The 24,637-nt window shown below is 50.5% G+C and carries 29 protein-coding genes and 1 tRNA gene; 25 read left to right on the top strand and 5 right to left on the bottom strand.

Translation table 11 applies throughout. The features are described 5' to 3' along the window. The 12 genes from H6F80_RS24055 to H6F80_RS24000 form a co-directional block, all read left to right on the top strand. On the top strand, positions 1-762 hold a 762-nt coding region (locus H6F80_RS24055; RefSeq protein ID WP_242067546.1), incomplete at its 5' end, for an MBL fold metallo-hydrolase. Between the two features lie 101 nt (positions 763-863). Then, a complete protein-coding gene (locus H6F80_RS24050) occupies positions 864-1,451 on the top strand; it encodes a biotin transporter BioY (RefSeq protein ID WP_190794045.1) in 588 nt (195 codons plus the stop codon). Between the two features lie 4 nt (positions 1,452-1,455). Next, on the top strand, positions 1,456-1,944 hold the full coding sequence (gene lspA, locus H6F80_RS24045) for a signal peptidase II (protein WP_190794044.1): 489 nt from the start codon (positions 1,456-1,458) through the stop codon (positions 1,942-1,944). Positions 1,945-2,065: 121 nt separating this feature from the next. Further along, positions 2,066-2,401 (top strand): rubredoxin, encoded by a 336-nt coding sequence (locus tag H6F80_RS24040; RefSeq protein WP_190794043.1) that lies wholly within the window; start codon positions 2,066-2,068, stop codon positions 2,399-2,401. Between the two features lie 213 nt (positions 2,402-2,614). Beyond that, positions 2,615-3,619: a photosynthesis system II assembly factor Ycf48 gene (locus tag H6F80_RS24035; protein WP_190794042.1), complete on the top strand. Its 1,005-nt coding sequence runs from the start codon at positions 2,615-2,617 to the stop codon at positions 3,617-3,619. Between the two features lie 261 nt (positions 3,620-3,880). Next, complete coding sequence (gene psbE / locus H6F80_RS24030) at positions 3,881-4,132, top strand: cytochrome b559 subunit alpha (RefSeq protein WP_190794041.1); 252 nt, start codon at positions 3,881-3,883, stop codon at positions 4,130-4,132. A gap of 33 nt (positions 4,133-4,165) precedes the next feature. Next, complete coding sequence (gene psbF, locus H6F80_RS24025) at positions 4,166-4,300, top strand: cytochrome b559 subunit beta (RefSeq protein ID WP_088893281.1); 135 nt, start codon at positions 4,166-4,168, stop codon at positions 4,298-4,300. A gap of 10 nt (positions 4,301-4,310) precedes the next feature. Beyond that, positions 4,311-4,439 carry a photosystem II reaction center protein PsbL gene (gene psbL / locus H6F80_RS24020; protein ID WP_088893282.1) on the top strand — a complete coding sequence of 43 codons (129 nt, stop codon included), beginning with the start codon at positions 4,311-4,313 and terminating at the stop codon, positions 4,437-4,439. A gap of 122 nt (positions 4,440-4,561) precedes the next feature. Next, complete coding sequence (locus H6F80_RS24015) at positions 4,562-4,681, top strand: photosystem II reaction center protein J (protein ID WP_088893283.1); 120 nt, start codon at positions 4,562-4,564, stop codon at positions 4,679-4,681. Between the two features lie 508 nt (positions 4,682-5,189). Then, positions 5,190-6,323 (top strand): ABC transporter substrate-binding protein, encoded by a 1,134-nt coding sequence (locus H6F80_RS24010; protein WP_190794040.1) that lies wholly within the window; start codon positions 5,190-5,192, stop codon positions 6,321-6,323. A 112-nt stretch (positions 6,324-6,435) separates the two neighbouring features. Continuing rightward, positions 6,436-7,263: an ABC transporter ATP-binding protein gene (locus tag H6F80_RS24005; RefSeq protein WP_190794039.1), complete on the top strand. Its 828-nt coding sequence runs from the start codon at positions 6,436-6,438 to the stop codon at positions 7,261-7,263. Positions 7,264-7,311: 48 nt separating this feature from the next. Next, positions 7,312-8,073 (top strand): ABC transporter permease, encoded by a 762-nt coding sequence (locus H6F80_RS24000; RefSeq protein WP_190794038.1) that lies wholly within the window; start codon positions 7,312-7,314, stop codon positions 8,071-8,073. A 25-nt stretch (positions 8,074-8,098) separates the two neighbouring features. Here the strand turns inward: H6F80_RS24000 and H6F80_RS23995 are convergent, their stop codons facing one another. Continuing rightward, positions 8,099-8,539, bottom strand: a complete 441-nt coding sequence (locus H6F80_RS23995) for a DUF1824 family protein (RefSeq protein ID WP_190794037.1) — start codon at positions 8,537-8,539, stop codon at positions 8,099-8,101. Between the two features lie 431 nt (positions 8,540-8,970). Here H6F80_RS23995 and H6F80_RS23990 point away from each other — a divergent pair, with 431 nt between their 5' ends. After that, complete coding sequence (locus tag H6F80_RS23990) at positions 8,971-9,279, top strand: hypothetical protein (RefSeq protein ID WP_190794036.1); 309 nt, start codon at positions 8,971-8,973, stop codon at positions 9,277-9,279. A gap of 315 nt (positions 9,280-9,594) precedes the next feature. On the opposite strand, the gene H6F80_RS23985 is transcribed toward H6F80_RS23990, so the two are convergent. Further along, a tRNA-Ser gene (locus tag H6F80_RS23985) sits at positions 9,595-9,681 on the bottom strand. A gap of 286 nt (positions 9,682-9,967) precedes the next feature. On the opposite strand from H6F80_RS23985, the gene H6F80_RS23980 reads away from it, so the two are divergent. The 6 genes from H6F80_RS23980 (at position 9,968) to H6F80_RS23955 (ending at position 14,777) form a co-directional block, all read left to right on the top strand. Next, positions 9,968-10,336: a 2Fe-2S iron-sulfur cluster-binding protein gene (locus tag H6F80_RS23980; RefSeq protein WP_190794035.1), complete on the top strand. Its 369-nt coding sequence runs from the start codon at positions 9,968-9,970 to the stop codon at positions 10,334-10,336. Between the two features lie 5 nt (positions 10,337-10,341). After that, positions 10,342-11,226, top strand: a complete 885-nt coding sequence (locus H6F80_RS23975; RefSeq protein WP_518523641.1) for an inositol monophosphatase family protein — start codon at positions 10,342-10,344, stop codon at positions 11,224-11,226. 118 nt (positions 11,227-11,344) lie between these two features. Next, the gene (locus tag H6F80_RS23970; RefSeq protein WP_190794034.1) at positions 11,345-12,289 is read left to right on the top strand and encodes a J domain-containing protein; all 945 of its coding nucleotides are present in this window, start codon (positions 11,345-11,347) and stop codon (positions 12,287-12,289) included. A gap of 5 nt (positions 12,290-12,294) precedes the next feature. Further along, positions 12,295-13,518, top strand: coding sequence for an ATP phosphoribosyltransferase regulatory subunit (locus H6F80_RS23965; RefSeq protein WP_190794033.1), 1,224 nt, complete (start codon positions 12,295-12,297; stop codon positions 13,516-13,518). A gap of 205 nt (positions 13,519-13,723) precedes the next feature. After that, positions 13,724-14,170 (top strand): hypothetical protein, encoded by a 447-nt coding sequence (locus H6F80_RS23960; RefSeq protein ID WP_206755109.1) that lies wholly within the window; start codon positions 13,724-13,726, stop codon positions 14,168-14,170. Between the two features lie 73 nt (positions 14,171-14,243). Continuing rightward, entirely contained in the window at positions 14,244-14,777 is a 534-nt protein-coding gene (locus H6F80_RS23955; RefSeq protein WP_190794031.1) for a queuosine precursor transporter, read from the top strand. Here H6F80_RS23955 and H6F80_RS23950 read toward each other — a convergent pair. After that, positions 14,774-15,382, bottom strand: coding sequence for a CPP1-like family protein (locus H6F80_RS23950; RefSeq protein WP_190794030.1), 609 nt, complete (start codon positions 15,380-15,382; stop codon positions 14,774-14,776). The two genes, H6F80_RS23955 and H6F80_RS23950, sit on opposite strands and share 4 nt — an antisense overlap. 412 nt (positions 15,383-15,794) lie before the next feature. Between H6F80_RS23950 and H6F80_RS23945 the strand changes: the two genes are divergently transcribed. Further along, the gene (locus H6F80_RS23945) at positions 15,795-16,517 is read left to right on the top strand and encodes a response regulator transcription factor (RefSeq protein WP_518523640.1); all 723 of its coding nucleotides are present in this window, start codon (positions 15,795-15,797) and stop codon (positions 16,515-16,517) included. A 206-nt stretch (positions 16,518-16,723) separates the two neighbouring features. Here H6F80_RS23945 and H6F80_RS23940 read toward each other — a convergent pair whose 3' ends face one another. Both H6F80_RS23940 and nadD read right to left on the bottom strand, forming a co-directional pair. After that, on the bottom strand, positions 16,724-17,737 hold the full coding sequence (locus H6F80_RS23940; RefSeq protein WP_190794028.1) for a type I glyceraldehyde-3-phosphate dehydrogenase: 1,014 nt from the start codon (positions 17,735-17,737) through the stop codon (positions 16,724-16,726). Positions 17,738-18,161: 424 nt separating this feature from the next. Continuing rightward, the gene (gene nadD / locus H6F80_RS23935) at positions 18,162-18,836 is read right to left on the bottom strand and encodes a nicotinate (nicotinamide) nucleotide adenylyltransferase (protein WP_190794027.1); all 675 of its coding nucleotides are present in this window, start codon (positions 18,834-18,836) and stop codon (positions 18,162-18,164) included. 375 nt (positions 18,837-19,211) lie between these two features. On the opposite strand from nadD, the gene murC reads away from it, so the two are divergent. From murC to H6F80_RS23910, 5 genes are all read left to right on the top strand, one after another. Continuing rightward, positions 19,212-20,705, top strand: a complete 1,494-nt coding sequence (gene murC / locus H6F80_RS23930; RefSeq protein ID WP_190794026.1) for a UDP-N-acetylmuramate--L-alanine ligase — start codon at positions 19,212-19,214, stop codon at positions 20,703-20,705. A 79-nt stretch (positions 20,706-20,784) separates the two neighbouring features. Beyond that, positions 20,785-21,816 (top strand): UDP-N-acetylmuramate dehydrogenase, encoded by a 1,032-nt coding sequence (gene murB / locus H6F80_RS23925; RefSeq protein ID WP_242067545.1) that lies wholly within the window; start codon positions 20,785-20,787, stop codon positions 21,814-21,816. Positions 21,817-21,989: 173 nt separating this feature from the next. Then, positions 21,990-22,334 (top strand): YbaB/EbfC family nucleoid-associated protein, encoded by a 345-nt coding sequence (locus H6F80_RS23920; RefSeq protein ID WP_190794025.1) that lies wholly within the window; start codon positions 21,990-21,992, stop codon positions 22,332-22,334. 291 nt (positions 22,335-22,625) lie between these two features. Further along, positions 22,626-23,039 (top strand): VOC family protein, encoded by a 414-nt coding sequence (locus H6F80_RS23915; protein WP_190794024.1) that lies wholly within the window; start codon positions 22,626-22,628, stop codon positions 23,037-23,039. Positions 23,040-23,067: 28 nt separating this feature from the next. After that, positions 23,068-24,637, top strand: a 1,570-nt coding sequence (locus H6F80_RS23910) for a hypothetical protein (protein ID WP_190794023.1), incomplete at its 3' end; no start/stop codon positions are given.

Genomic DNA, 24,637 nt, shown 5'->3' with positions numbered 1-24,637 from the left:
TCCCAAACCCATTTTTCTTATCCGGTGAAGGTGCATACGATCGAGCCAGGTTTGGTGCTGGAAGAGGAAGAATTTACCGTCACCTCTGCGCCGCTGACTCACCGCCTACCTGCCTTTGGCTATCGCGTTGCCGAAAAAGACCGCTCGGGACGGTTTGATGTCGATCGCGCTCAGGCAATGGGAATTCCCGCTGGTCCGCTCTACGGCAGGCTGAAGCGAGGCGAAGTGATTACGCTGCCCGACGGACGCCTGATCAACGGAGCAGACCTCTGCGGCGAAACGGAAATTGGGCGCAAGTTCGTTTACTGTACCGATACGATTTATTGCGAAAACGCGGTAGAACTGTCGCAAGATGCCGATGTGCTGGTGCATGAAGCCACCTTTGCTCATCAAGATGCCGAGCTGGCTTATCAGCGGCTTCACTCTACTTCAACGATGGCGGCTCAAACGGCATTAGGCGCACAGGTGAAGCAGCTTATTATGACCCACTTTAGCCCCCGCTATGCTCCCGGAAATTCGATCGTCCTCGAGGACCTTCTGATCGAAGCCAGAGCCATTTTCCCGCAGACGATCATGGCGCACGACTTTATGACCTACGAAATTCCGCGTCGCCAGTCTGAGGCAGAGAAATCCGAAGCGCAAAAAACAGAAACTCAGGAAGCCACAAAACCAGAAAAGCCCAGGAAATCCGCCTCGAAGACCGCAGGCAAAGCGTCTGCCTCTGCTGCCAAGCCAACTCCGGCGAAGTCAAAAGCTTTATGATTGGCTGCATGGCTGCGTTTTAAGGGCAATTCTGGCGGCAGTGATGCGATCGAACAGGGGAAGAGTATAATCTCACTGACATTCCCTCACCCCGGTGTCCTGTGAAATTAACTGCACCCACCCAATTGCTCTGGGCTTTGATTGGGCTGATCCTGACGATCGGCGGAACCCTGGTTGAGGCGTTTATTACCATTCCTCCGTGGGCTTGGGGGCAGGGTGTGCAGCCTTTGTCACTGGGCGTAACCTGTCAGGTAGGGGCAGTGCTGCTGATTGGCTGTCTGGCGGGAAGTCGTCCGGCTGCCATTTCCCAAATTGCCTACCTGCTGCTGGGCCTCACCTGGTTTAATGTGTTCACGCAGGGCGGCGGCTTTGACTATGTGTTTCGCCCCACGTTTGGCTATTTGTTGGGGTTTGTGCCAGGAGCCTGGATCTGTGGTTGGTTAGCATTTCGATTGCCGGCTCGACTGGAATTTCTCGCGTTTAGCAGTTTGATGGGTTTGCTGACGATTCATCTCACAGGAACGCTTTATTTGCTACTGGCGCAATCGCTGAACTGGGCAAAATTGGGCAGTCTGACCATCGCCAACGCCCTATTCACCTATTCACTTCAGCCGCTTCCCGGCCAAATGGCAATCGTGTGTGCCGTGGCGGTGCTGGCTTTTCTCCTGCGTCACCTGCTGCTTTACTGATGGTATGAGACTAAAGAATCCGTCATTTTGGGCTGCCGCACTCGTCGGGCTGATCGTAGATCAGGTCACCAAACTTCTGGTGTTTAGCACGTTTGAGCTAGGGCAAACGATTCCACTCATCCAGGATGTGTTTCACCTTACGTTTGTAACAAATAAGGGCGCGGCATTTAGTTTGTTTAGCGAAAGCGGAGAATGGCTGCGCTGGCTGTCGCTGCTCGTCAGTTTAGGGCTGATTGCGCTGGGCTGGTTTTCGCGACTCAATCGCTGGGAGCAGTTTGGCTATGGGTTCATTTTGGCGGGAGCAGCAGGCAACGGGATCGATCGCTTCCTGCGCGGTGAGGTCGTGGATTTTTTTGATTTTCGCCTGATTCAGTTTCCGGTGTTTAACGTGGCAGATATCTGTATCAATCTTGGGATTGCCTGTCTGTTAATCGTGGCATTTCGTCCGCAGAACGGAAACGGTCAAGCCAAACGTCCGCCTACAAGAGATTAGCAGTAGTTTTTTTTGCCTTGGGATCAATCCTCGGTGCTGGCAACAGTCTATGTCATAATCTTTAACAGAGTTTCTCAGATTTCTGTTCGATCGTTCTGTAATCTTTACGGTGAGTGCCGCTATGAGTACGGAAGCACTTGATCCCAAAACCCTCGATCGCTATGAGTGCGGAGCTTGCGGCTATGTCTATGAGCCAGTCCGAGGAGACAATACCAGCAAAATTGCTGCCGGAACTGCGTTTACGGAACTGCCGGAGAACTGGCGTTGCCCGGTCTGCACTGTACGAAAGAGCCGCTTTAGCAATATTGGTCCAGTCGGTAATCCCTCTGGCTTCAAAGAGAATTTGGGCTACGGGCTGGGAGTCAACACACTGACCCCCGGTCAGAAAAACATTCTCATTTTTGGTGGTTTGGCACTGGGCGTCATTTTCTTTCTCAGTTTGTACGGGTTAAACTAGCGCGGTTCATTCTGAGTCCAAGCTTGCTTAAACCTTGTTTGCTCGTCGTGGGCACGTCACTTGGTTTGTTTTAAGTCTGTTTGCCTGGTAGTTCCCGAAAGAGGTAATCGCTTCAACAGTTGCCCGCAGAGCGGTTCCTTCGGGGTTGCGCTTCGCGCTGATCGCTGCCAAACTCATCTCTCCTGACCTGAATTATTCCTTCTAAAAAGTCCGATGTACTCATTCGTTAAGTCTTTTAAGCAAGTTGTGATTGTGCTGGTGGCAGTGCTGCTGTGTAGTAGCTGTGCCAGAGGCTTCCTGGCATCTGCGACCGAAAACCCGTGGCAGGTGCTCACCTTACCGACTGAAGCAACGATCGCCGATGTCGCCTTTACCGACGATGCAAGTCACGGCTGGATGGTCGGCACGAATGAAACCCTGCTTGAAACGACAGACGGCGGCAGAACTTGGGAGCCACGCGAACTCGATTTGGGAGACAGCACTAGCTATAGCCTTTCGTCGGTCAGTTTCTCTGGGCAGGAGGGCTGGGTTGTTGGGCAGCCAAGCTTGATGCTGCATACCAAAGACGGCGGCAAATCCTGGTCGCGGGTTCCGCTGAGCGAAAAGCTGCCCGGTGCGCCGGATACGATCGTTGCTCTTGGTTCAAAGCAAGCCGAAATGACCACCAATGTGGGTGCAATTTACCGCACTAAAGACGGAGGACGCACTTGGCAGGCAATGGTTCAAGAAGCCGTTGGGGTGCTGCGAAACATTGAGCGATCGCCGGACGGTAAGTATGTAGCAGTTTCGGCTCGCGGCAGTTTCTTTTCTACTTGGGAACCCGGTCAGGATGCCTGGACACCCCACAATCGCACCAGTTCTCGCCGCCTTCAGAACATGGGCTATGGTCAGGATGGGCAACTCTGGCTGCTAGCAAGAGGCGGTCAAGTGCAGTTTAGTGATCCCAACGATCCCGAAAGCTGGTCGAACACGGTGAATCCAGAATTTGCCACAAGCTGGGGGCTACTCGATCTGGCGTACCGCACTAAAGATGAACTCTGGGTCGCGGGGGGCAGCGGCAACCTAATGGTGAGCTATGACGGTGGGCAAACCTGGCAGAAGGATCGAGACGTTGAGAATGTACCGTCTAACTTTTACAAAATTGTGTTTCTCTCGCCGGAGCAAGGATACATTTTGGGTCAGCGCGGTACGGTTTTGAGATATGAACAGCCCGCTTAAGGATTTGCCCTGGTTTGACTGTTGTAGGCTGTGCTTCAGGTCAGCGATCGATCGAATCCTATTTTTCGGTAGACTGCTTACGATCGCGCCTAAATTCTGATAGAAATCAGTTCAGAGATGGGCTGGTTTAACTGTCTTGAATTATCCTGAAGAATAGTCTTGAAAAAAGGAAATGGAGAGGTAGTAATTGACTTGTGACCAACTACGCTCTCCCGTATGATAGAGAGTAAGATTTCAATTGTTTGACTGGGAGGAAACTGGATGGCAGGTACTACTGGAGAGCGTCCCTTTGGCGATATTGTGACCAGCATTCGCTACTGGGTAATTCACAGCATCACAATTCCGGCACTGTTTATTGCAGGCTGGCTATTTGTCAGCACGGGTCTGGCATATGATGCGTTTGGAACGCCCCGCCCCAACGAATACTATACGCAAACCCGTCAAGAAGTGCCGATCGTTTCCGATCGCTTTGAAGGGAAGCAGCAAATTCAACAGTTTTTACAGCAAAAGTAGCTTCTAGCATTAGGTAACTATCATCAGACTACTATGACGAGCAATACTCCAAATCAACCCGTTACTTATCCGATTTTTACCGTTCGCTGGCTAGCCGTTCACACGCTGGCAGTGCCCTCTGTTTTCTTCTTGGGCGCAATTGCAGCGATGCAGTTCATTCAACGATAGGAGTCAAAAGATGGCACCTTTAGACCGTTCATCCAATCCCAATAAGCAGCCAGTTGAGCTAAACCGGACCTCTCTCTATCTTGGCTTGCTGCTGGTGTTTGTGCTGGGTATTCTGTTCTCCAGCTATTTCTTCAACTAGCCCTTTTGGGTCGCGATATCTCATTTTTGCTGCGCTTTGTGCAGGAGTCGCAATCTCTTTTTGAGCTGCACGTTGTTTCTGGAACAAAAAAGTTCTTGATCTTGGGAGGATAAAGTAGGCTCATGCTGCAATCAGGTAGAATTCCGCTTTGGGTTGTTGCAACGATCGCTGGCACGGGTGTGCTGGTGGTAGTTGGTCTTTTCTTCTACGGAGCTTACGCAGGACTCGGTTCCTCTATCTAAGCTTTTCGTTTTCCTCGGAATAGATATCATAATTTGCCCTTTCCATTTGGCGAGGGCATCTTTTTTGCAGTTTTTAGGTTCTGTAATTTTTGCGGTCGAATTCAGTTTTGCAAATTTGCAGTGTTAATAAATGATAAGAAGACAAAGAAATAAGAAGACAAAAATAAGTGCTAGAGGTGGCTGTTATCGCTCACTGTTACCGGTCATTGATCTGCGGTTCTCTGCAAAGGACAAAGGACAAAGAACCAATGACAAATGACAACCCCTGAATCTCCCTGGTTTCCCTATTTCTTCCCAATAATTTTGATTGAGTATTAAAAACGACCTGGTCAGAATTCCTTAGTAGGGTCATGAAAATGGGAAGACTGTAGTCCTTAACACAGAAAGCAGGCTCTATTCCAAAATTCAATGCCCTAGTAGCTGTGTAGTTGGTTTATTGCTCCTGAATGTTTTTTAATTGACTAATCGATCGCGCAAATTATCAGCATTAATGGGAATTTTGGAGTCTATGGTGAAGCGTTCTTCTCTCAAGCAATGGTCAGGAGTTTCCCTGCTGACTGCATCCCTGGTTATGTTTGCAGGCTGTACTGCTCCGACGGCAAACAATCCAACCGAAAATTCTGCGGTTCCTGCTGCCCAAACTGCGGCTCCGGCAAATGAAGAGCTAAAAACGGTTAAGGTGCAGTTGTCTTTCCTGAAGCAAAGTCTGGATGCGCCGCTCATTATCGCAATGAACAAGGGCTACTTTGCCGAAGAAGGGCTGAATGTGGTTTATGAGCGCGGCTTTGGCAATGCCGACACGATCAGCAAATTGGGAGCAGGTTCCTTTGACCTTGCGTTTAGCGATATCTATAACGCGATGGAGTTCAACAGCAAGAACCCCAACGATCGCGTGATTGCAGTCGCTTCAGTTCATAGTAGAGCACCCTTCTCAATCATCACTCTAAAGGAAAGCGGCATTAATTCACCCAAGGATTTAGCGGGCAAGAAGCTGGGCGCACCCGCAGGCGACGGACCCCGAAAACTCTTCCCGGTCTTTGCTAGCCAGGTGGGTATTGACCCAAACTCCGTGCAGTGGACAACGATGGAGCCAAAACTGCGCGAAAGCTTCCTGTTGCAAAAGCAGGTTGATGCCATTAGCGGCTTTGCGACCTCTGCCCTGCCCGGTTTGCTCAAGGGCGGCAAGCAAATGAGCGACCTCAACGTGTTTTACTACAACGACAATGGCATGGATTTCTACGGCAACTCGATCCTGACCAGGGCAAGCTTTGCCGAACAGAATCCTGAAGCCGTGAAGGGCTTTGTTCGGGCATATCTGCGCGGAATGCAGGATGTGCTGCGCGACCCATCTGCCGGGCTGGATGCTGTGATGGCATCAGACGACAGCAAGCTGATGGATCGCAACGCTGAAAAAGTGCGGATGGAAATTGCGCTGGAGCGGATGTTTATTACGCCAGAAGTCGAAAAGCTTGGTCTGGGCGCAGTTGACCCGAAGCGGCTCGAAACGACGATCGAGCAAACGGTGGAAGGCTTTGGTCTACCCAGCAAGCCAGCTGTTTCTGATGTCTTTACCAATCAGTTTTTGCCTGCTGAAGCCGATCGCCAGTTGCCCCCCGCCAGCGAACGTAAGCCCCTGAGCTAGAGCGTGTAGTTCTCAGGCGATGGATAGGGCGAGGCAGCTTTTCCGTATTTTGTCTTTCTACCCATCGTCTGCAGTTTGTTTTTCGGTTGTCCTTCACCCCTGTCGATTCCTTATGTTTCAACAGACCACCGATTCCGCCAAGGTTCAGCCCGTTTCTGCCCCTGGAGATCCTTTGCTGGAGTTTGATCAGGTTGGGCTGGAATATCCATTTGAAGGTTCAATGCGCTGCATTATCCAGGAGGTCAGTCTTTCGATTCAGCCGGGAGAATTTGTGGCGATCGTTGGTCCATCGGGCTGCGGCAAAACCTCGATTTTGCGGATGGTATCTGGTTTAAATCCTGCGCCGATCGGAGCGGTGCGCTACCGGGGCGAAACAATTCGCCGTCCGATGAAGAATGTTGGCATGGCGTTTCAAAATCCGGTGCTGCTGCCTTGGCGATCGACGCTGGATAATGTGCTGCTGCCGCTGGAAATTGTGCAGCCTTACAAGCGGGAGTTTAAGCAGCGCAAAGCAGAATTTGTGCAGATGGCGCAGGATTTGCTCAAAACGGTGAAGCTTCAGGACTTCCAAAAGCAGTTTCCCTGGCAGTTGTCGGGCGGAATGCGGCAGCGGGCTTCCCTTTGTCGAGCATTGATTCATCAGCCGGAGATTTTGCTGCTGGATGAGCCGTTTGGCGCACTCGATGCTTTCACCCGGGAAGAAATGTGGGTGATGCTGCAAGCCCTCTGGATGCGGGTTAAGTGCGTCAGCATTCTGATTACCCACGATTTGCGTGAAGCAGTTTTTCTTGCCGATCGGGTTTATGTGATGGGTGCGCGTCCCAGCTCAATTATTTACGACGTGAAAATCGATCTACCTCGTCCCCGCACCCTCGAAATGGAACTCTCCGACGAATTCAACCACTATTTCTCCACTCTCCGGCGGCATATCCAGCACTAACTGCTAAACCCGCCCCTACAGCAGACCAAAACCTTCACCCCCCTAGATATGAATCGATTCCTCAAATCTAAAACTGCTAGTTTTGTGCTGCCCTTTGTCGCGACGGTGCTGCTGTTTGCCCTGTGGGAACTGGCAGTCATCCTGTTCAAAATTCAGCCGTTTACCCTGCCTGCGCCCTCAAGCATACTTCAGGCAATGATTCAATTTGCGCCGCAGCTGATGGCAAATACGATGAGAACGCTGTGGACAACGCTCGTCGGCTTTTCGCTTGCGGTACTGGTCGGTGTAGTGCTGGGGTTTCTCATCGGCTACTCCCGCCTTGCCTACCAGACGCTTTACCCCCTGCTGGTGGCGTTTAATACGATTCCGAAGGCGGCAATTGTCCCCCTGCTGGCAATCCGGTTTGGCGCAAATGCAATTCCAGCAACGATTACGGCTTTTCTGCTGGCGTTTTTTCCGATCGCAGTGAATGTGGCTCTAGGGCTGGATACGGTGGAGCCAGAAATGAAAGACGTGCTGCGATCGCTAGGTGCAACTCAGGTCGAAACCTTCCAGAAGGTCGGCTTTCCCCATACCCTGCCTTACCTTTTTGCGTCGCTTAAGATTGCTGCCTCGTTTGCCTTTATTGGAGCCGTAATTTCAGAATCGATCGCTTCAAACGCCGGACTGGGATATTTGATTGTGCAGGCAACATCCGACTTCAACGTGCCCCTCGCCTTTGCTGGACTGGTGGTGCTGGCACTGATGGGGGTAATTCTCTACGGCTTCTTTGTGCTGGCTGAGAAAAAGATTATTTATTGGGCACGCTAGAACCAGGAAAGCTCAGGAGAACCGGCTAATCTACAAATAAATCGATCGGCAAATGTCCATACATCTCGTTGATGCCGTCTTCGTCTGCTGACTGACAGGAGACTAGCACGCCTCGATGTTGGCCCTCGTAAGGGCTGGCGTAGCAGGACATGGTTCTGGAATTGAACTTGATATAAACAGGTCCTTCGATCGGCTGAAGCTCCAGGCTCGGCTGATAGCCTAGTGCTTTAGTATAGGCAGCTAAGGCAGTGCGTCCCGCTTCAATCGAGTCTGCACAAATCCCCAGCATTTGATAATCAGACTCCGCTGTCAGTAGCATCAGGGCTTGTTGGAGCTGAGGACGATCGCCCAAGCGTGCTTCGTCTGCTTGTCTATCAGGTGGCTGCAAACCAGACGACTGCAAACAGCTAAATTGCTTAAGCAGTTGATGGGCTTCATCCAGCGTTAGAGCAGCAGAACTAGACATAAAGGATACTAATTGCAATCGTAAAAATTAGGAAAACTGGAGAAAGCTGATCTCAATCACTGTAATGGGCAGATCGTCAAGCGTAAATAGAAGTAGCTGCTTTATCCCCGCTCATTCCGGTTTCAAAATGACCGTAGATTGACCGGATGTTTTGAGATAGGCTTACTCGCCTGGCAGTAGGTTTAGCTTGATCCCCGCTGTGTTCTCGGCAAGAAATAGAAATTAACAATGGGGAAAGCACTGAGTTTTATAACTTAAGAGTCAGGATTAATTCCACGATTCTAAAGAGAATCTGAATACCGATCTACGGTCTGAGATAGGCCAAAGTCTCACCGGATAAAGACTTCCCGATTTTTTATTCGGGAAAATGAATCGCTAGCCTAGACGAAGATTGAGATTAGCTTTTTTAACCAATTAGACATTCACATCTTATGGATACGACGGTTAGGGGGGTTTCATCCTGTCGGCACTGCCAATTTTACAAGATGGAGGGGCGGCGTGGCGGTTTTTGCTATCAGCTTGGGGTGCTGGTTCAGGGACGCTGGCGGGCTTGCACGTTTGCCACTCCTCTGTTTGCTACCTCGGTTACTCCACGGTTCTCTGAAGGAGAGATTACTGCAGATGTCCCCCAATTAGTGTCTTTGCAGGAAGCCCTAGAGGAGGCGATCGCTGCTGAACCCTTCATGCCTTTGGAAGAATACCCTAATCCGATTTCTGGACTTATTGCGTCCAATTCGTAGCCTGTGTAGATTGTCCAGCAAAATCGTTCTTCAGTAAGGGCAAAGATTTTGTATCTTCACAAGCATCAACCTGGCAGCCAGACCAGACCTAGTGGAAAGCGACGAAGTGGAAAGGTACGAATCGCTTATGACGGTGCCTTAGGAGCTATCACGGGACAGCGATGATGAAGCAGCTTTCTACACCCCACCGTCAGCTCTTGACTAGGCTGCTCTTTATTGGACTGCTCTTTTAACTGAACTTAGGATCTCAAAGAGGAGCACCGCTTGATCAGGGTGCAGGATTAGGAGAAAACCTTAAATCTCTGGAATTCAGAACGGAGAGAGAGGGATTCGAACCCTCGTTAGAGTTACCCCTAAACAGCATTTCCAGTGCTGCGCCTTCAACCACTCGGCCATCTCTCCAGGGGATATGATTTGTGAGCCATTGCTGTTCACAAGAAAACTATGGTAGCAGAAATCAGCCGCAGAAATCCGATCGCCCCAAAAATATCCCCTCGACAATCCAGTCCCGATTGCCAGTCCCGATTGTAGGTAACGAGGCATCCTAACAAATGTCTCGCTAGCGACTCAGACAGAAGGACATGGCAGCCACTATGATGAGCTATTGGGCATTAAGGATCTGAGCATCGGCTGTTAGGGCAGATGTTCCGTTGTTTAAGCTTTGCCCGAAGCAATTTGAGGCTGATTCATGACGCGCGTTTACACCGTTCGGATTCAAAATCCGCAGAAGGGGACTTGCTATACGGTTCAGGTTCCCGAAGATCGATACATTCTAATGAAGGCAGAATCGCAGGGTGCAGATTTGCCATATTCTTGCCGTAATGGAGCCTGTACTGCCTGTGCCGTTCGAATTCACTCTGGCGAGGTGTATCAGCCGGAAGCGATGGGGCTGTCTCCGAAACTGCGGGAACAGGGTTATGCGCTGTTGTGCGTCAGCTATCCGCGCTCGGATTTGGAAGTCGAAACCCAGGATGAAGATGAAGTGTATGAGCTTCAGTTTGGGCAACATTTTGGCAGAGGAACTGTGCGGCGCGGACTGCCACTAGACGAGGAATAGCATCCATGACTGAACCGATCGGCGATCGCCCCACGGTTAATCCACAAATGGTTAATGCACAAACTGCCGAACTGCAAATTTTTCTCGATGTTGCGACCGAGGCTGCATTAACAGGCGGAGCAATTCTGCAAGCATTTACAGGCAAGCTGGAGCAGATTCAGGAAAAGGGACGACCAGGTGATCTGGTAACAGAAGCAGATAAAGCAGCAGAAGCGGCAATTCTAGAAATTATTCGGCGGCATTTTCCCAGTCATGCCATTCTGGCAGAAGAATCGGGACGCTCCGGCGATGAAGGCGATTGGTTATGGGCGATCGATCCCCTCGATGGTACGACGAACTATGCCCATCAGTATCCTGCCTATTGCTGTTCGATCGGGCTATTGGTTAAGGGCATTCCTCAAGTGGGCGTGATTTTCGATCCGTTTCGGCAAGAGCTATTTCGCGCTGCAACTGGATTGGGCGCAACCTGCAATCGGCGATCGATTCGGGTTTCTCAGACCGAGCATCTGAGACAGAGCTTACTGGTGACGGGCTTTGCGTACGATCGTCATCAAACCCCCGACAATAACTATGCCGAGTTTTGTCATTTCACCCATCTAACGCAGGGTGTGAGACGGAGTGGGTCAGCCGCCCTTGATCTGGCGTATGTTGCCTGTGGGCGACTTGATGGCTTTTGGGAGCGGGGTTTGTCGCCCTGGGATATGGTGGCAGGCGTAGTGCTGGTGCGCGAATCGGGGGGAGAAGTGACGGCATACGATCGCAGTTCGTTTGTACTGGAATCAGGGCGAATTCTGGCAACGAACGGACGCATTCATCAGGAAATAAGTCAAGAATTGCTGCAAGTGAAGCCGCTTGTCGATAGCAGCCATCTTCCATCACTCAAGACCTGAGAATCTACCGCGAGGTCGCCCAAGCGGATACGGATTCAGCAGTTCTCATTGGTTAGATAATCGCAGTACACTGAAGGGAACCCTAGACTAGACCTGTTGAGGGTGTGAAATCAGCAGCATGGCTTTCAAAATTGAGCAAGGGCTATTTAGTCTTAACTTCACCGATTACCACGCAATTTTAGGCGTTGCGATCGATGCAGATCTAAAAGAAATTCGGAAACGATATCTGCAAGTGGCGCGTCGCCTTCACCCAGACAGTAACTCTGCGGCGGATGAAACCGATCGACACCGAGCAGCCAATTTCCTGTCAAAGCTGGTCAATCCAGCTTATGAGAAGCTGTCTCAGGAAAAGAACTACAGCGAATACTGTATTCTAGTGCGGCTTAAGGGACAGCAGGCACTCCAGCAGCAGGAAACCGTGGCACTGATGACAGATGCCGCGCTAAAGCTGGCAGCGACTAGCGATGTAGACAACACTTACCGGGCAGCTATGCGCGAACTTGCATCCCGGCAATATGAGCAGCTTGACCAGGCGATCGACATGATTGGGCAGATTAGTGAACTGAATCTGGTCTACCTGATGCGAAAGGAAAAAAGAAAGGAGTCCCCGCTACCTTCGCCTCAGAGCAACTCCTCGAATCCAGCTGTCAAAGCCGCAAATGCTCAATCCCCAACTCCTGCTCAGCCTGCGCCTGCCGCCCCACCGACCCGCGACGCGCTAATTGAATCCTACCTGTGGCGAGCACAAGAGCTTGAAAATCGCAAAGACTATTCCAAAGCAATTTTGGAACTTCGCGAAGCATTAAAACTGGAGCCAACCAATAGCACCTGCCATAGCCGCTTGGGAGTTGTCTTTCTCAAGACCAACCAGCTTACAATGGCAAAAATTCACTTCAACAAGGCATTAGAATTGAATCCCCAAGATGCGGTAGCCTTGGAAGGTAAACGCAAACTAGAGGGTCCAGGCAGCAAGGCAGCCACCGCGAAACCAGATGCAAAAGGCAAAAAGCCGAATGCAGGAGGCGGAGGTTTGTTTGGGTTGTTTGGCGGCAAGAAGAAGTAATTGTAATGGTTTATCAACCGCCTGTCGGAGCGCGAGATCTGTTTCCCCTGGATGTCGCTCAAAAACGCTGGATCGAAGATCATATTCAAACCGTCTTTCATCGCTGGGGCTATCACCGGATTATTACCTCTACCCTGGAGCGGCTGGAGACCCTTATGGCAGGCGGGGCGATCGACCCAGCAACCGTAATCCAGCTTCAAGACTTAGAAGGGCAACCCTTGGGGTTACGTCCTGAATTGACTGCCTCGATCGCCAGAGCTGCTGTTACTCGCATGGCAGGTGTTCCCTATCCACAGCGGCTTTATTACAACGCCAATGTGTTTCGGCGGGCAGAGCAGGGCAACCACAATCGGCAGCAGGAGTTTTACCAGGCAGGCGTTGAGCTACTGGGCGCGGGCAGCGTTGCGGCGGATGCAGAAATTGTGCTGCTGCTGGCAAACTGTTTGCAGGCGTTGGGATTGCCCCACTGTCATCTGATTCTGGGCGATGCCGGGCTGACGCGATCGCTGCTGTCAATCTTTCCGGGAAATGTGCGCGATCAGGTGCGAGAAGCGATTGCCACTCTGGATCGAATGCGGCTAGAAACCATGAACCTGTCGCCAGAACTGCGAGAACGGGCACTGCTGCTGCTCGATTTGCGTGGAAATCCGGCGGATGTACTGCAAAAAATCTCCGGCTTTGACTTGGAGCCTGCTCAGCGAGAAACGGTCAACAACCTGAAACTGCTGCTGGAACTGCTCCAAGCCAGTCAGCTTCAGGAATCGCTTGCGATCGTGCTGGACTTAAGCCTGATTCAAACCTTTGACTACTACACGGGCATTGTGTTTGAGGTCGTCAGCGGTACGGCTTCCGGTCAGCGAGTTTTGGGTCAGGGGGGACGCTATGACCAGCTTCTAGAGCTATATCATCCTCAAGGAATTCCCTGTCCTGGAATCGGCTTTGTGCTGAATATTGAGGAACTGCATCAAGTTCTGCTTAGTCGAGAAAAACTGCCGCTCCACACCCCTGCCTGCGATTGGCTGGTCGTAGCCAAAACGCCTATATCAATGGCAAATGCCTTCGCTTATGCTGCAACGCTGCGAGAGTCTGTCCCGCTGGTGCGAGTTGAAGTGGAGCTGGGCGATCGATCGAACCCGGATGACATTCGCAGCTATGCTCGTCAAAGACGAATTCGCCAGATTGCCTGGGTTAGTGCAGAAGGGCGATCGGAGCTAGAAACGCTGAACTAATCCTTGCCTAAATCGTCTAGACTAATAGCCGAACCTGGGTTCAATCAAAGACTTGGAACCAAAATGAGATTTGCCTCGTCCAAGATGGGCAGTCTAAGATTCAGATAATTTGAATTAAACTTTGCCTTTCGCTGTCTTTTCGATCGCGCTAAGCGTTGATTCAAACCTTCTGACTAAACCAAACTGTGCTAATCAGTTGATTAAAGTGATTAAAGCTGCATTGGGGCTGATTGTTGTGGACACCTCGAAACCCTCTTATCCCGCTTTGGATTTTGAAACATCTGCCGATCGCCCCAATGAAGAACCTACTAGAGAGCCAATGACGATTTCTACTCGCAATCAGTTACCGCTTGCTTCGTGTGCTGTTCCAGTAGCGCACGCTTCGAGGCATTCTCCAAAGGCAATCACCGCTGCTTTGCCGTGGTTGCACTCAACCCGCAATCTTGATTTTTGTCTGCTTGCCCTTTGCTCGTGCTTGCTGGCAGTGCTCTGTCATCAAGTGGTCGTGATGCCAGGGAGCGGGACTGCCGCTAGCTCGATCGTTTCTTCTACCGCGACAACGCGATCTGCCCAGCTTGATTTTCTATTTAAAGCAGGGCTGTTTACAGGGAAAGAGCAGCCAGAAATCGGGGACGAGGAAGATCCGGTTTAATCACTTTTAATGACCAATGCGAAGGCACAAGCGATAGACTGCATGAAGTCAAAACGATTGCCTTCTTAGTCCCATGATTTTGCATAGCCTGATTTATATTCTGGCGGTTTTGGGTGCAAACTACACCACCACGCCAGAATGGTTTATTCCCTTGCCCCTGTTTGGGCAGGTTGCCTTTGGAACCTTTTTGTTTGGCGCAACATTTACACAGCGCGATCGACTCCATTACGCAGGGCGTCGCTGGGTTTATAGCACGATCGCCGTCGCTGCGTTCGCCAATGTGTTAATGAGTTCAGTGCTCGGTGTGCCGATGCGAATTATCATCGCGTCATTTGCTGCAATTCTGCTTTCCGAGACTGCTGATACAGAAATTTATCAAAAGCTGCTTCAGCGATCGTGGTTTGTACGCGTTGCCGGAAGCAATGCCGTCTCGATTCCGTTAGACACCTTCCTGTTTACCCTGATCGCGTTCTGGGGTGTGCTGCCGCTCGATCAGATTCTTGCCCTGCTGGTGGGTGAAACCCTGGTCAAGTACCTGATTGGGGCATTGACTGCCCTTTATCGCGGTCGTCAGCCCGACCCCATCCAGAACGGACACCAGGGCTAGCGCAAAAAGCTGGATACCAGCCAGAGAATCACAAAGGTGACGATCGCTGCAAAACTGTCTGCCGTGAGCGAGAGTGCGCTGAGCTGTGGCTGGAGCAGAGCTGCAAGCTGCGTCCCTACTACAACCCCTACAATCAACCCCAGCAGAGTCAGCAGGGTTGCCCGCAGGAATTTATTTTCTTTGCGATTCAAGTAGTAAATGCTGAGACAGATTCCTAGCGCAAGCGGCAGGGCGGGCTGCATCACTAAACTGAGTAAACTAGCCGCAAGAAACAGACCCCCAGGCAGCACAATTTCACTACGCCTCGGCGTATCAAGGAACTGCTGAAGCCAGTTAGAAGTCTGCTGCGCGACAACAGGGGTGGATTGAGGCACTGGCTCTGCTAGCTTTTCCGGGAAGCGAATTCGATCGGGCACTTTGATCTTGCCTTCCTGACGCAGGCGGAGTCGATCCATCAATATGGCATCATAGGCGGCTTCGAGCGCCTCAACCTGCTTGCGCTCACTGCCGCAAGCCTCAACGAGCTGATTTTTAGCGGTTTGGATTTCGTCGAACGAGGCATCTTCATCTACCCCTAGCTGTTCGTAGGGATTTATATCGCTCATTGCTGACCTCCGGAGGACTCCCTTGACATAATTCGATTATGATTGGCATTAAGAAGTTTGAGGATGAGAGCAATCGCGACGCTCGCCGCCTCATTCCAAGTTTCCATTAATACTGCTAGCCTATAGTTTAGCGATCTACCCTGAGTTTGCGAATAGAGTTGATCAAAATCATTACAGCATCCGCTGCCTGACCGAGTGCTCTACTGCAAAACGGAAGCTTGTTATCTGTAAGATGTCTAATTCTTTAGGCAATAAGTTAATAATAGTTCTGATGGCAGCCTATCATGCAGAGTATAGATCTATTGTGAACCTCATCGAAGTGGAATCGCTCGGTCGCTTGAAAAATTTACCTCAGCTTTAGACTCACTGCTGAGGTGTTGCCCATCTACGCTCATTCACGATTGCTAAGGTTATGGCTATGGCACCAGCCAAGATTCTCGTAGTTGATGACGACCCCGCAATTCGGACGCTCATCCACCGATTTCTCTCTAAGCAGAATTATCAGCTCGAATCCGCAGAAGACGGCAAAACGGCTCTGGCAGTGTTTGAGCAATTTAATCCTGATCTTGTGATCCTTGACGTTAATCTGCCCGATGCGATCGGTTACAACCTCTGTCAAGAAATGCAAAGCCGAACAGGGGTGTTCGTGCTGATGCTGACCAGCCGCAGCGACGAGGCAGATAAAATTCGCGGATTCTCCCAGGGAGCGGATGACTATCTCACCAAGCCCTTTAGTCTGGGTGAACTGGAAGTGCGAGTTGGTGCAATTCTGAAGCGGCAGCGACCCGTGACCGCTGCTGAGCAGCAGTGCCTCACCTTCAGCAGTCTGGCGATCGATCCAGTACGGCGAGAAGTGACGCTAAACGGCGACATGGTTCCCCTGACTGCCCTGGAATTTGATCTGCTGCACTTCCTGGCTAGCCATCCAGGCCGAGTCTGGCGGCGAGCAGAGCTAATCCAGAAGGTTTGGGACTATGAATATGTGGGCGACCAGCGCGTGGTGGACGTTCACATCGGGCAGATTCGTAAAAAGATCGAGATTGATACCTCTCAGCCTGCGCTGATTCAAACCGTTCGCGGTGTGGGCTACAAATTTGAGGCTCCTCAATTTGAAAAAGGTGAGTCTGCAACCTGAGTCTGCAACTTAACTTAATCAATAATTGATTTGCACAATTGATTTGCCCTTCACGGAAGTTGATATCCAGCAAGGTTGATTGTTTTCGGATGCTCGTATCCCTGAGCTACAGCAAAGGCTGGTAGCTTGGGATCTTGAGTCCGTCACTACCAGCCATTTAGTTATTTTGGGTTAATACAATTGGGTCAATCGCTTCCCGATCGTGATTAGGCAGCCCAACGCTGAGCCACAACTTCTGCCAGGTCAACCACACGCTGGCTATAGCCCCACTCGTTGTCATACCAAGCAACAACTTTGACCATATCGCCACCCATCACCATCGTCAAGCTCGCATCCACGATCGACGACGCATCGGTTCCCCGGTAGTCGCAGGAGACCAGCTCCAGATCGCTGTATGCTAAGACGCCTTTAAGCGAACCTTCAGCAGCGTTCTTCAGCACTTCGTTGACCTGTTCTACGATCGTCGGCTTCTCGACCTGCACGACCAGATCCACGATCGAAACGTTGGGAGTGGGAACGCGGAGCGCAATCCCGTTCAGCTTGCCCTTCAGGTCAGGAAGAACTAGTGCTACTGCTTTTGCCGCCCCGGTCGTTGTAGGAACGATATTGAGCGCAGCAGCTCTTGCCCGACGCAGATCGCGGTGGCTAGCATCCAGGAGTCGCTGATCGCCTGTGTAGCTGTGGGTAGTGGTCATGGTGCCTTTAATGATGCCGAAGCTCTCGTGCAAGACTTTGGCGATCGGCGCAAGGCAGTTAGTGGTGCAGCTTGCGTTGCTGATAACGTTGTGCTTGCTGTGGTCATAGTCATGATGGTTGACGCCCACCACAAAAGTTCCATCATCGCCCTTGCCCGGAGCCGTAATCAAAACCTTTTTAGCCCCTGCTTCTAAGTGCTTTGATGCGCCTTCCTTTGAGACGAACACGCCCGTAGACTCGATGATTAAATCAACATCCCAGGCTCCCCAGGGCAAGTTTAGGGGATTGCGATCGGATGTGCATTTGATCACCTTGCCGTTGACCGTGATGGTGTTATCGTCCGCACTTACATCAGCATTGAACTTCCCTAGCATGGAGTCGTAGGTAAGCAGGTGAGCGTTCGTTTTGGGGTCGGAGGTATCATTAATGGCGACCACCTCAAGATTACTGCTCTCGCGCAAGGCCCAGCATCGTAAGAAGTTTCGTCCAATTCGCCCGAACCCGTTGATTGCTACTCTAATCACTGCGTCTTGCCCTCTGTGAACGAATAAAGATCGATAGTAGTGAACCAGATCATACACTCTTAGGAGTTTGCCTCTCAAGAGTTGGGGATCAGAGATTGGGGGCAAAAAACGGGCGTTTCTCAGCCTGGAGACAGCCTAAAACCTTTGAAGGACAAGGATCCTAGCGTATCAAGAAGCAATAGGTCTTTATGCCTACTATCTTTTGATAAGACTAGTTAGTCCAATGTTGGAAGTGTTTTCTAGTAATTCATTTTCGGTTTGGGGCGATCGATCCGGTTTGGTGGCGGCAGGAGTAGGGGCAGGGTTTGCCAAAGGACATGGACGTGAATGGGTCTGAAGGAGTCAATTTCTAGCAAGCCTGTTCGATAAAATTTTTGTGGCTGCTAGAAATTTGGAATAACGCGGCTGATTAATCTCCTGGAATTTACACTTCATAGAGATGATGCGTTGCGATATAGTCCCGCACGGCTTCCGGCACCAGATAGCGAATCGATCGCTGCTGCTGGCAATGCTGGCGCACCAGGCTTGAGGAAACCTGCGCCATCGGCATTTGCAGAAGCTGCCATCTGACTTCGATTGCCTCAGTCCGCAGCTGGTCCGCCACCCTATCACAGCAGGATTCTAGCTGCTCAAGCGCATTTGCTGACACTGTACCCGTGGGGGCACAACTGTGCTGAACTGAGCGGGTATTCGCTCGAGGGGCAACCAGCCAGAGGCATTGTGGAATTAGCTCACGGCGACCGACCCAGCGCGGCAGGGAATGAAAAGCATCTAATCCTAAAATCCAGTGCCACTCGCAGGCTTCATAATGGTGCTGCAATGCCTTGAGCATATCGATTGCGTAGGCGGAGGCGGCAGGAGCGGCAATTTGCTCGAACGGGGGCAGGCAAAATCGGGGATGGGAATCGATCGCCCGTTGCACCATTTGATAACGGTGGTGAAAAGAAACGGGTTGAACGGTGGTTTTATAGGGGGCATGAGAGGTGGGAACCCACAAAATGCGATCGAGCCGTACCTGCTCCAGGGCAGTTTCAGCAGCGAGCAGATGTCCCCAGTGAATCGGGTTGAATGTGCCGCCAAAAATGCCTACCTTGCTCATAACCCAATTTCTTCTTTTTTTCTGGAATCACTCAAACGAATGGTGAAGTGATCCTAGATTTATTTGTTAGACTTACCCGTTACCAGCGATACCAGAGTGTAACAATTGTTGCTTTTTTCAAAACGACTGTTTCCTCTTTTCAATGGGAACGCTACGATAAATCCTCAAAATTGCTTCTGCCGTCAGAAAATTAGGAGTTCTGCTGAATCGATCGAACCGATCGCTTCGTTGAATCTTCGTGCTTCTGAGTGATTAATTGCGATATTTCGACGCAAATCAGGTTGAAAAAACTGGTGTTGGAGAGATGTCGCACAAAAAGCAATTCTTGCTATGATATCGCGTGTTATTTGGTGTGGTGTGGTGTAAGGAGCTATGATGCTGAACTCTGTGGACTTCAGCGGGAGACCATTTCATTTCATCGGCATTGGTGGAATTGGAATGTCTGCTCTCGCGTATGTACTCACCAAGCGCAAACTGCCTGTTTCTGGGTCAGACCTTTCTCTCAACCATATTACGCAACGGCTTCAGGAGCAGGGCGCGCACATTTTCTGGAGTCAGGTTGCCGATAATCTCAAAGCATTCTGTTCGGCAAGCGTTTCTTCGGGAACAGAGATGCCATCCGGTTCAATTCAGCCAGTGCCGACCGATTGTTTCCTGCCCCAGGTCATTTGCTCGACGGCAATTCACCCTGCTAATCCAGAATATCGCGCTGCGCTGGAGATGGGGTGTCCGATTTTTCATCGATCGGAGTTGCTTGCCGCATTGATGCAGCAGCAGCGTGGCATTGCCGTTGCTGGAACCCATGGGAAAACGACTACTAGCAGCATGATTGGCTATTTGCTGCTTAAAGCAGGGCTAGACCCCACGATTATTGTCGGCGGCGAAGTGAATGCCTGGGAAGGCAATGCAGTTGTCGGTCAGGGAGAATATCTGGTTGCAGAAGCGGATGAGTCGGATGGGTCGCTGGTGCGGCTTGCGGCTGAAATTGGTGTTGTTACAAATATCGAGCTGGATCATCCCGATCACTATGCCACCCTCGATGAGGTGATTGATACCTTTCAAACCTTTGCGCGGCAGTGCAAGACGCTGATTGGCTGTGTAGATTGCCCAACGGTGCAGGAAGCCCTTCAGCCTACGATTACCTACAGTCTAGAGCCCTCGGCTGATGCAGATTACACGGTCGATCGCGTGGTTTACAACGCAATGGGAATTTCGGCTCGCGTCTGGGAAAGGGGAGTGCTGCTGGGACAGCTCGAACTACGTCTGTTAGGACGGCATAATCTCAGCAACTCGCTGGCGGCGATCGCGGTAGGACGAAAGCTGGGCTTGGGGTTTGAGCAGATTGCTGAAATTCTGGCAACGTTTGAAGGCGCACGTCGGCGATTTGAGCATCGCGGAGAGCATAACCAGATTCTTTTTATTGATGACTATGCTCATCACCCCAGCGAAATTCAGGTGACGCTGGCAGCCGCTCGTTTACGTGCCCAGATGACGACACCGCCCAGACGAGTGGTAGCCGTGTTCCAGCCCCATCGCTACAGCCGAACTCAGACTTTTCTTGCAGAGTTTGGCCAGGCATTTAGCGACGCTGATTTAGTGGTAATTACCGATATCTACAGTGCAGGCGAGCCCAATGTGGATAATATGACGGGACAGCAGGTGGCAGACACGATCGCCACTCATCATGCCCAAGTCATTTATCAGCCCACGCTTCAGAGCACGGCTGCCTTTTTGATAGAAACCTTGCTGGCAGGAGACTTGGCGATCTTTTTAGGTGCAGGAAACCTCAATCGAATTATTCCTGAGCTGACTGCTTATTACCAAAAAGTTGATGAAAGCCGAGTAGAGGCTTGCGTTAGCCCTGCTTAGGGGTATATATCCCGCTCCGGGTGCGCTCTACCGCTTTGATCCTTTATTGTTTCTGCAAGCATTCTCATCCTGCATCTTTATGACCCTTTCCCATGATCCCACGACTGCTGCTCCCGTTCAACCCAAACTGGGCTATCGAGCAATGCCTGAATCATCCTTCCTCCCGCTGGGGCAGCCACCGCAGCCGATTCGTCTGCCAGGAACAGACTGTCTCATCAAGCCCAAAGTCCCCCTATCGACGCTGACCTCGTATCGGGTCGGGGGTCCAGCGGAGCTTTATGCCGCCCCTCGCACACTCGAAGATTTGCAGCTCAGCCTTGCCTGGGCAAACGATCGCGGTTTACCAGTTACGTTTCTGGGGGCAGGCAGCAATCTGCTCGTCAGCGATCGAGGTTTGCCAGGGCTAGTGATTTGCACCCGACGGCTTCGCTACACCCACTTCGATGAAGAAACGGGGCAGGTGACGGCAGGGGCAGGCGTTTCGCTAGTTCGGCTTGCATGGCAAGCGGCAGAGCGAGGATGGCAGGGGTTGGAATGGGCAGTGGGAATTCCCGGAACGGTAGGCGGCGCGGTGGTGATGAATGCGGGGGCACACCACTCCTGTACTGCAGAGATTTTGGTCAATACAAACGTGTTAAATCGATCGGGTGAGCCGTCGCTGCTGCTGCCTGCGGATTTGCGCTATAGCTATCGATCGTCCAGTTTGCAAACCGCTGCGGCAAATAAAGATCAGCCCCTCCGGCTCGTGACCGAAGCAACCCTGCAACTGCAACCCGGCGCACGCCCAGACACGGTACTGGCGGCTACAACCGAACATCTCGATCAGCGGCGAAATACCCAGCCTTATCACCTGCCAAGCTGCGGCAGTGTGTTTCGCAATCCTGCATCGCACAAAGCGGGGTGGCTGATTGAGCAGACGGGCTTAAAAGGGTATCAAATTGGCGGAGCACAAATTGCCCAGCGTCATGCAAACTTTATTTTGAATTGTGGTGGAGCGACTGCAAGTGACATTCTGAATTTGATTCGCCATGCTCAGGAGCAGGTCGATCGGCGCTGGTCACTGTGGTTAGAACCGGAAGTGAAGATGCTGGGCGAGTTTCAGGCAGCTTAATTTCTTTCGGTTGCTTTCGATCGATAGCTTTCGGCGATGCAAAGGCATTGTCACCTATACTGGAGAGGTTAAAAACATTGCGCCCACTCTTGGGAGCCATTGCATCCTCGCAATCCAGTTGTGCCAGGTGGGAATAATGGTTAAGTAAACGTTCAACCCTGTAGCGAGAGAGTATGTCAAAAGGACAAGGTTTCGGCTTCGGTCTGGGCAAGATGAAAGAGCTGACTGAGGCATTTAAAAAAGCTCAGCAGGTTCAAGAAGGCGCGAAAAAGCTGCAAGAAGAACTGGAGCAGATGGAAATTTCGGGCGAAGCTGGCGGCGGACTGGTCAAGGTCGTGATGAGTGGCAACCAGGAGCCTCGTCGAGTCGAAATCGCGCCCGATGTGCTGGGCGAAGGCGCAGAAGTGCTGTCTGACCTGGTGACTGCGGCAATGAAGGATGCCTACAACAAGTCCACGGCAACAATGCGGGAACGGATGGAAGAATTAACTTCTGGTTTAAATATTCCTGGAATGTAGTCTGGAATCTGATCTGGAATGTAGTTCTGATACTGCTCAACAAAAATACCTTTGGCAGTTCCCCGGCTTTGCAAGCAAGTTAAGCTGGGAATTGTTTTGTTAATTTGATCAGACTGTACAAATAAACCGTACAAAGCGGCAGAAATGTGATTCTGCGATAGCAACTTTAATTGAGAAGCACGAGGGGCAGCAGCCCCTTTATTTTTTATTTTAATTTTTACCTTTTAATGCTTTTATTTTTCTAGTGCTTTTATTCTGATTGCCTGTGAATGCGTCCAGTAATGATGCAGAATGATTCAGATCGATCGTCTTGACCACCTGGTTTTAACGGTACGGGATATTGAGAGAACTTGCGCTTTTTATACTGCCGTTTTGGGTATGGAACTAATCACCTTTGGTGAGGGACGAAAAGCTTTGCGGTTTGGTCAACAAAAAATTAATTTGCACGAGGCAGGCAAAGAATTTGGACCGAGAGCAAGTCATCCAGTTTGTGGCTCTGCGGACTTATGTTTGATTACCTCAACGCCTTTGGCCAATGTTTTGCAGCATTTTCAGCAGCATCAAATCGAAATTGAAGCGGGCATCGTCGATCGGACAGGGGCGATCGGTTTAATTCGATCGATTTACATTCGTGATCCAGATGGCAATCTATTGGAGATTTCGAGCGACATCGATGCTGAGACGCTGACGAGCCAACCTGATTAAACGTCCTCTCCAAGGAGCATCCTTTCCAATGTACATTCTGCTGATAACGCTCATCTTTATTTTGTCGGTTCGATCGTTTGCTGCCTTTTTGAACCCCGCTCTGAACTCTGACAATGCCATTCACATCCTCATGGCGTATGATTTGCGTCTACCACAGGACTTTTATTATTGGGGACAAGATCGTCTAGGAAGTTTAGTGCCTATCATCGGGCATTTCTTGCTGAAAATTACTTCCGTATCGCCTGTTATTGCAGTTTCACTCGCTCAATATCTACTACTTCTGATTGGATTTCTTGCGTTTGCTAGCTTGCTTAAAAGCAACCTTCTCAAAGTTATTCTTGCGCTCGCCTGGTTTTTGCCGCTGGTTCCCTTTACTGAGTTAGTGATGAACTCTCAGCCCTATGGTCCTCAGATGGCTTTTATTGGCATTGCGATTGTGCTCGCAAGCCGCTTTGAGAATTCTCCGTCGATACAAGGTTTCAAACGACAGCTTTTTATTGCACTGATAACGATCAGCCTTTTTATTAGTATCTGGCTATCAGACTTTTCTCTTGTAACGGCTTTGTTATTTGGTGGCATTGTCGTTGGTTCTATCTATCAGCGGGGTAAGAAAAATGTAGCGTTGCAGGGATTAAAGCGATTTGGTCTAACTGCTGGGGATGCCATTAATGTTGCTCTGACCTCGGCAATTGGCATCGCCTTTATTGCTTATGCTAAGGAAAATGCAGCTAATACGCCGTCCAGGTACAGTACCTTTAACAGCTTCAGCGAAGTTCAAGAAATTGTGGCTAAGTTGCTGTCCTCTGTGCTACGAACAATCACCTTCAAAAATACTTTTTTTCTAACTGCCCCAAGACGGGTTCTTTTTTTGGGCATTCACGCCATCCTTGTCGTTGTTTTGATAGCCACGATTGCTTATTTAATTCACCGTCTGCGAAAGCACAAATCGCTTACCGTTTCTAAATGGTGCTATCTGTTTCTGCTGAATGCGATCGCGAGTTTAATTTTGCTGCCGCTTTCCAAGTGGGTTTACATTAATGGAGCAAATCTGAGGTATTTTACAGTCAGCTACATTTCCCTTTGGCTAGCCGTTCTTTTCTTTGCAGATGGACTCAAAGGAGCTAACTCTAAACTGATGAGTTTGCTGCTCGTCCTGGTTGCTCTTGCCTCTAGTCTGAGTCTCCCACCTCGAACGTATGCACTCAATGCACCTCAACCTAAAATTCAAGAATTACAGGAATTTCAGGCTCTAGGCAAAGCTGGATTTATCGGTGGATATTGGAGTTCTTATATCCTTTGTACTGTGAATCCGGCTCAGCTCAACTGTACTCCTTTTGATGAAGCAACAAATCAAAGTCCCTGCTTGCCTAACCCTGAGCAGCAGAAAAAAGTGGGTAGAGTACGCTGTCGTCGCTGTACAAAGCGGGTATTCGAGTCTGAAACGATTTACCTGGTTAAAGAGAAATGGCTAGATGAGTTTCCTGAAGAAATTCAGCAGTTTAGGCACTGTTTAGTTAAGGCTGGAGACGCTAAAAAAGTGGGCGATTATACGATCGCTCCTTACCGAGATCGAACCAAAGGCTTAGCAACAGAGCCAG

It is taken from the genome of Leptolyngbya sp. FACHB-711 (genome assembly GCF_014695615.1).
Taxonomy (GTDB): domain Bacteria; phylum Cyanobacteriota; class Cyanobacteriia; order Elainellales; family Elainellaceae; genus Leptolyngbya_A.
The sequence above is the reverse complement of the archived record's forward strand: the minus strand, read 5'-3'. Positions and strand labels throughout refer to the sequence as shown.

Bases quoted from the DNA above. Each gene is read 5' to 3' on its own strand.
- lspA (WP_190794044.1), top strand. From the start codon at position 1,456: ATGAGACTAAAGAATCCGTCATTTTGGGCTGCCGCACTCGTCGGGCTG.
- murB (WP_242067545.1), top strand. From the start codon at position 20,785: ATGACCCTTTCCCATGATCCCACGACTGCTGCTCCCGTTCAACCCAAA.
- H6F80_RS23945 (WP_518523640.1), top strand. From the start codon at position 15,795: ATGGCTATGGCACCAGCCAAGATTCTCGTAGTTGATGACGACCCCGCA.
- H6F80_RS24015 (WP_088893283.1), top strand. From the start codon at position 4,562: ATGCTGCAATCAGGTAGAATTCCGCTTTGGGTTGTTGCAACGATCGCT.
- H6F80_RS24040 (WP_190794043.1), top strand. From the start codon at position 2,066: ATGAGTACGGAAGCACTTGATCCCAAAACCCTCGATCGCTATGAGTGC.
- H6F80_RS24035 (WP_190794042.1), top strand. From the start codon at position 2,615: ATGTACTCATTCGTTAAGTCTTTTAAGCAAGTTGTGATTGTGCTGGTG.
- H6F80_RS23990 (WP_190794036.1), top strand. From the start codon at position 8,971: ATGGATACGACGGTTAGGGGGGTTTCATCCTGTCGGCACTGCCAATTT.
- H6F80_RS23975 (WP_518523641.1), top strand. From the start codon at position 10,342: ATGACTGAACCGATCGGCGATCGCCCCACGGTTAATCCACAAATGGTT.
- psbE (WP_190794041.1), top strand. From the start codon at position 3,881: ATGGCAGGTACTACTGGAGAGCGTCCCTTTGGCGATATTGTGACCAGC.
- H6F80_RS23920 (WP_190794025.1), top strand. From the start codon at position 21,990: ATGTCAAAAGGACAAGGTTTCGGCTTCGGTCTGGGCAAGATGAAAGAG.
- H6F80_RS24010 (WP_190794040.1), top strand. From the start codon at position 5,190: ATGGTGAAGCGTTCTTCTCTCAAGCAATGGTCAGGAGTTTCCCTGCTG.
- H6F80_RS23965 (WP_190794033.1), top strand. From the start codon at position 12,295: ATGGTTTATCAACCGCCTGTCGGAGCGCGAGATCTGTTTCCCCTGGAT.
- psbL (WP_088893282.1), top strand. From the start codon at position 4,311: ATGGCACCTTTAGACCGTTCATCCAATCCCAATAAGCAGCCAGTTGAG.
- H6F80_RS23915 (WP_190794024.1), top strand. From the start codon at position 22,626: ATGATTCAGATCGATCGTCTTGACCACCTGGTTTTAACGGTACGGGAT.
- H6F80_RS23950 (WP_190794030.1), bottom strand. From the start codon at position 15,382: ATGAGCGATATAAATCCCTACGAACAGCTAGGGGTAGATGAAGATGCC.
- H6F80_RS23970 (WP_190794034.1), top strand. From the start codon at position 11,345: ATGGCTTTCAAAATTGAGCAAGGGCTATTTAGTCTTAACTTCACCGAT.
- nadD (WP_190794027.1), bottom strand. From the start codon at position 18,836: ATGAGCAAGGTAGGCATTTTTGGCGGCACATTCAACCCGATTCACTGG.
- H6F80_RS23995 (WP_190794037.1), bottom strand. From the start codon at position 8,539: ATGTCTAGTTCTGCTGCTCTAACGCTGGATGAAGCCCATCAACTGCTT.
- H6F80_RS23980 (WP_190794035.1), top strand. From the start codon at position 9,968: ATGACGCGCGTTTACACCGTTCGGATTCAAAATCCGCAGAAGGGGACT.
- murC (WP_190794026.1), top strand. From the start codon at position 19,212: ATGCTGAACTCTGTGGACTTCAGCGGGAGACCATTTCATTTCATCGGC.
- H6F80_RS24000 (WP_190794038.1), top strand. From the start codon at position 7,312: ATGAATCGATTCCTCAAATCTAAAACTGCTAGTTTTGTGCTGCCCTTT.
- H6F80_RS24005 (WP_190794039.1), top strand. From the start codon at position 6,436: ATGTTTCAACAGACCACCGATTCCGCCAAGGTTCAGCCCGTTTCTGCC.
- H6F80_RS23955 (WP_190794031.1), top strand. From the start codon at position 14,244: ATGATTTTGCATAGCCTGATTTATATTCTGGCGGTTTTGGGTGCAAAC.
- psbF (WP_088893281.1), top strand. From the start codon at position 4,166: ATGACGAGCAATACTCCAAATCAACCCGTTACTTATCCGATTTTTACC.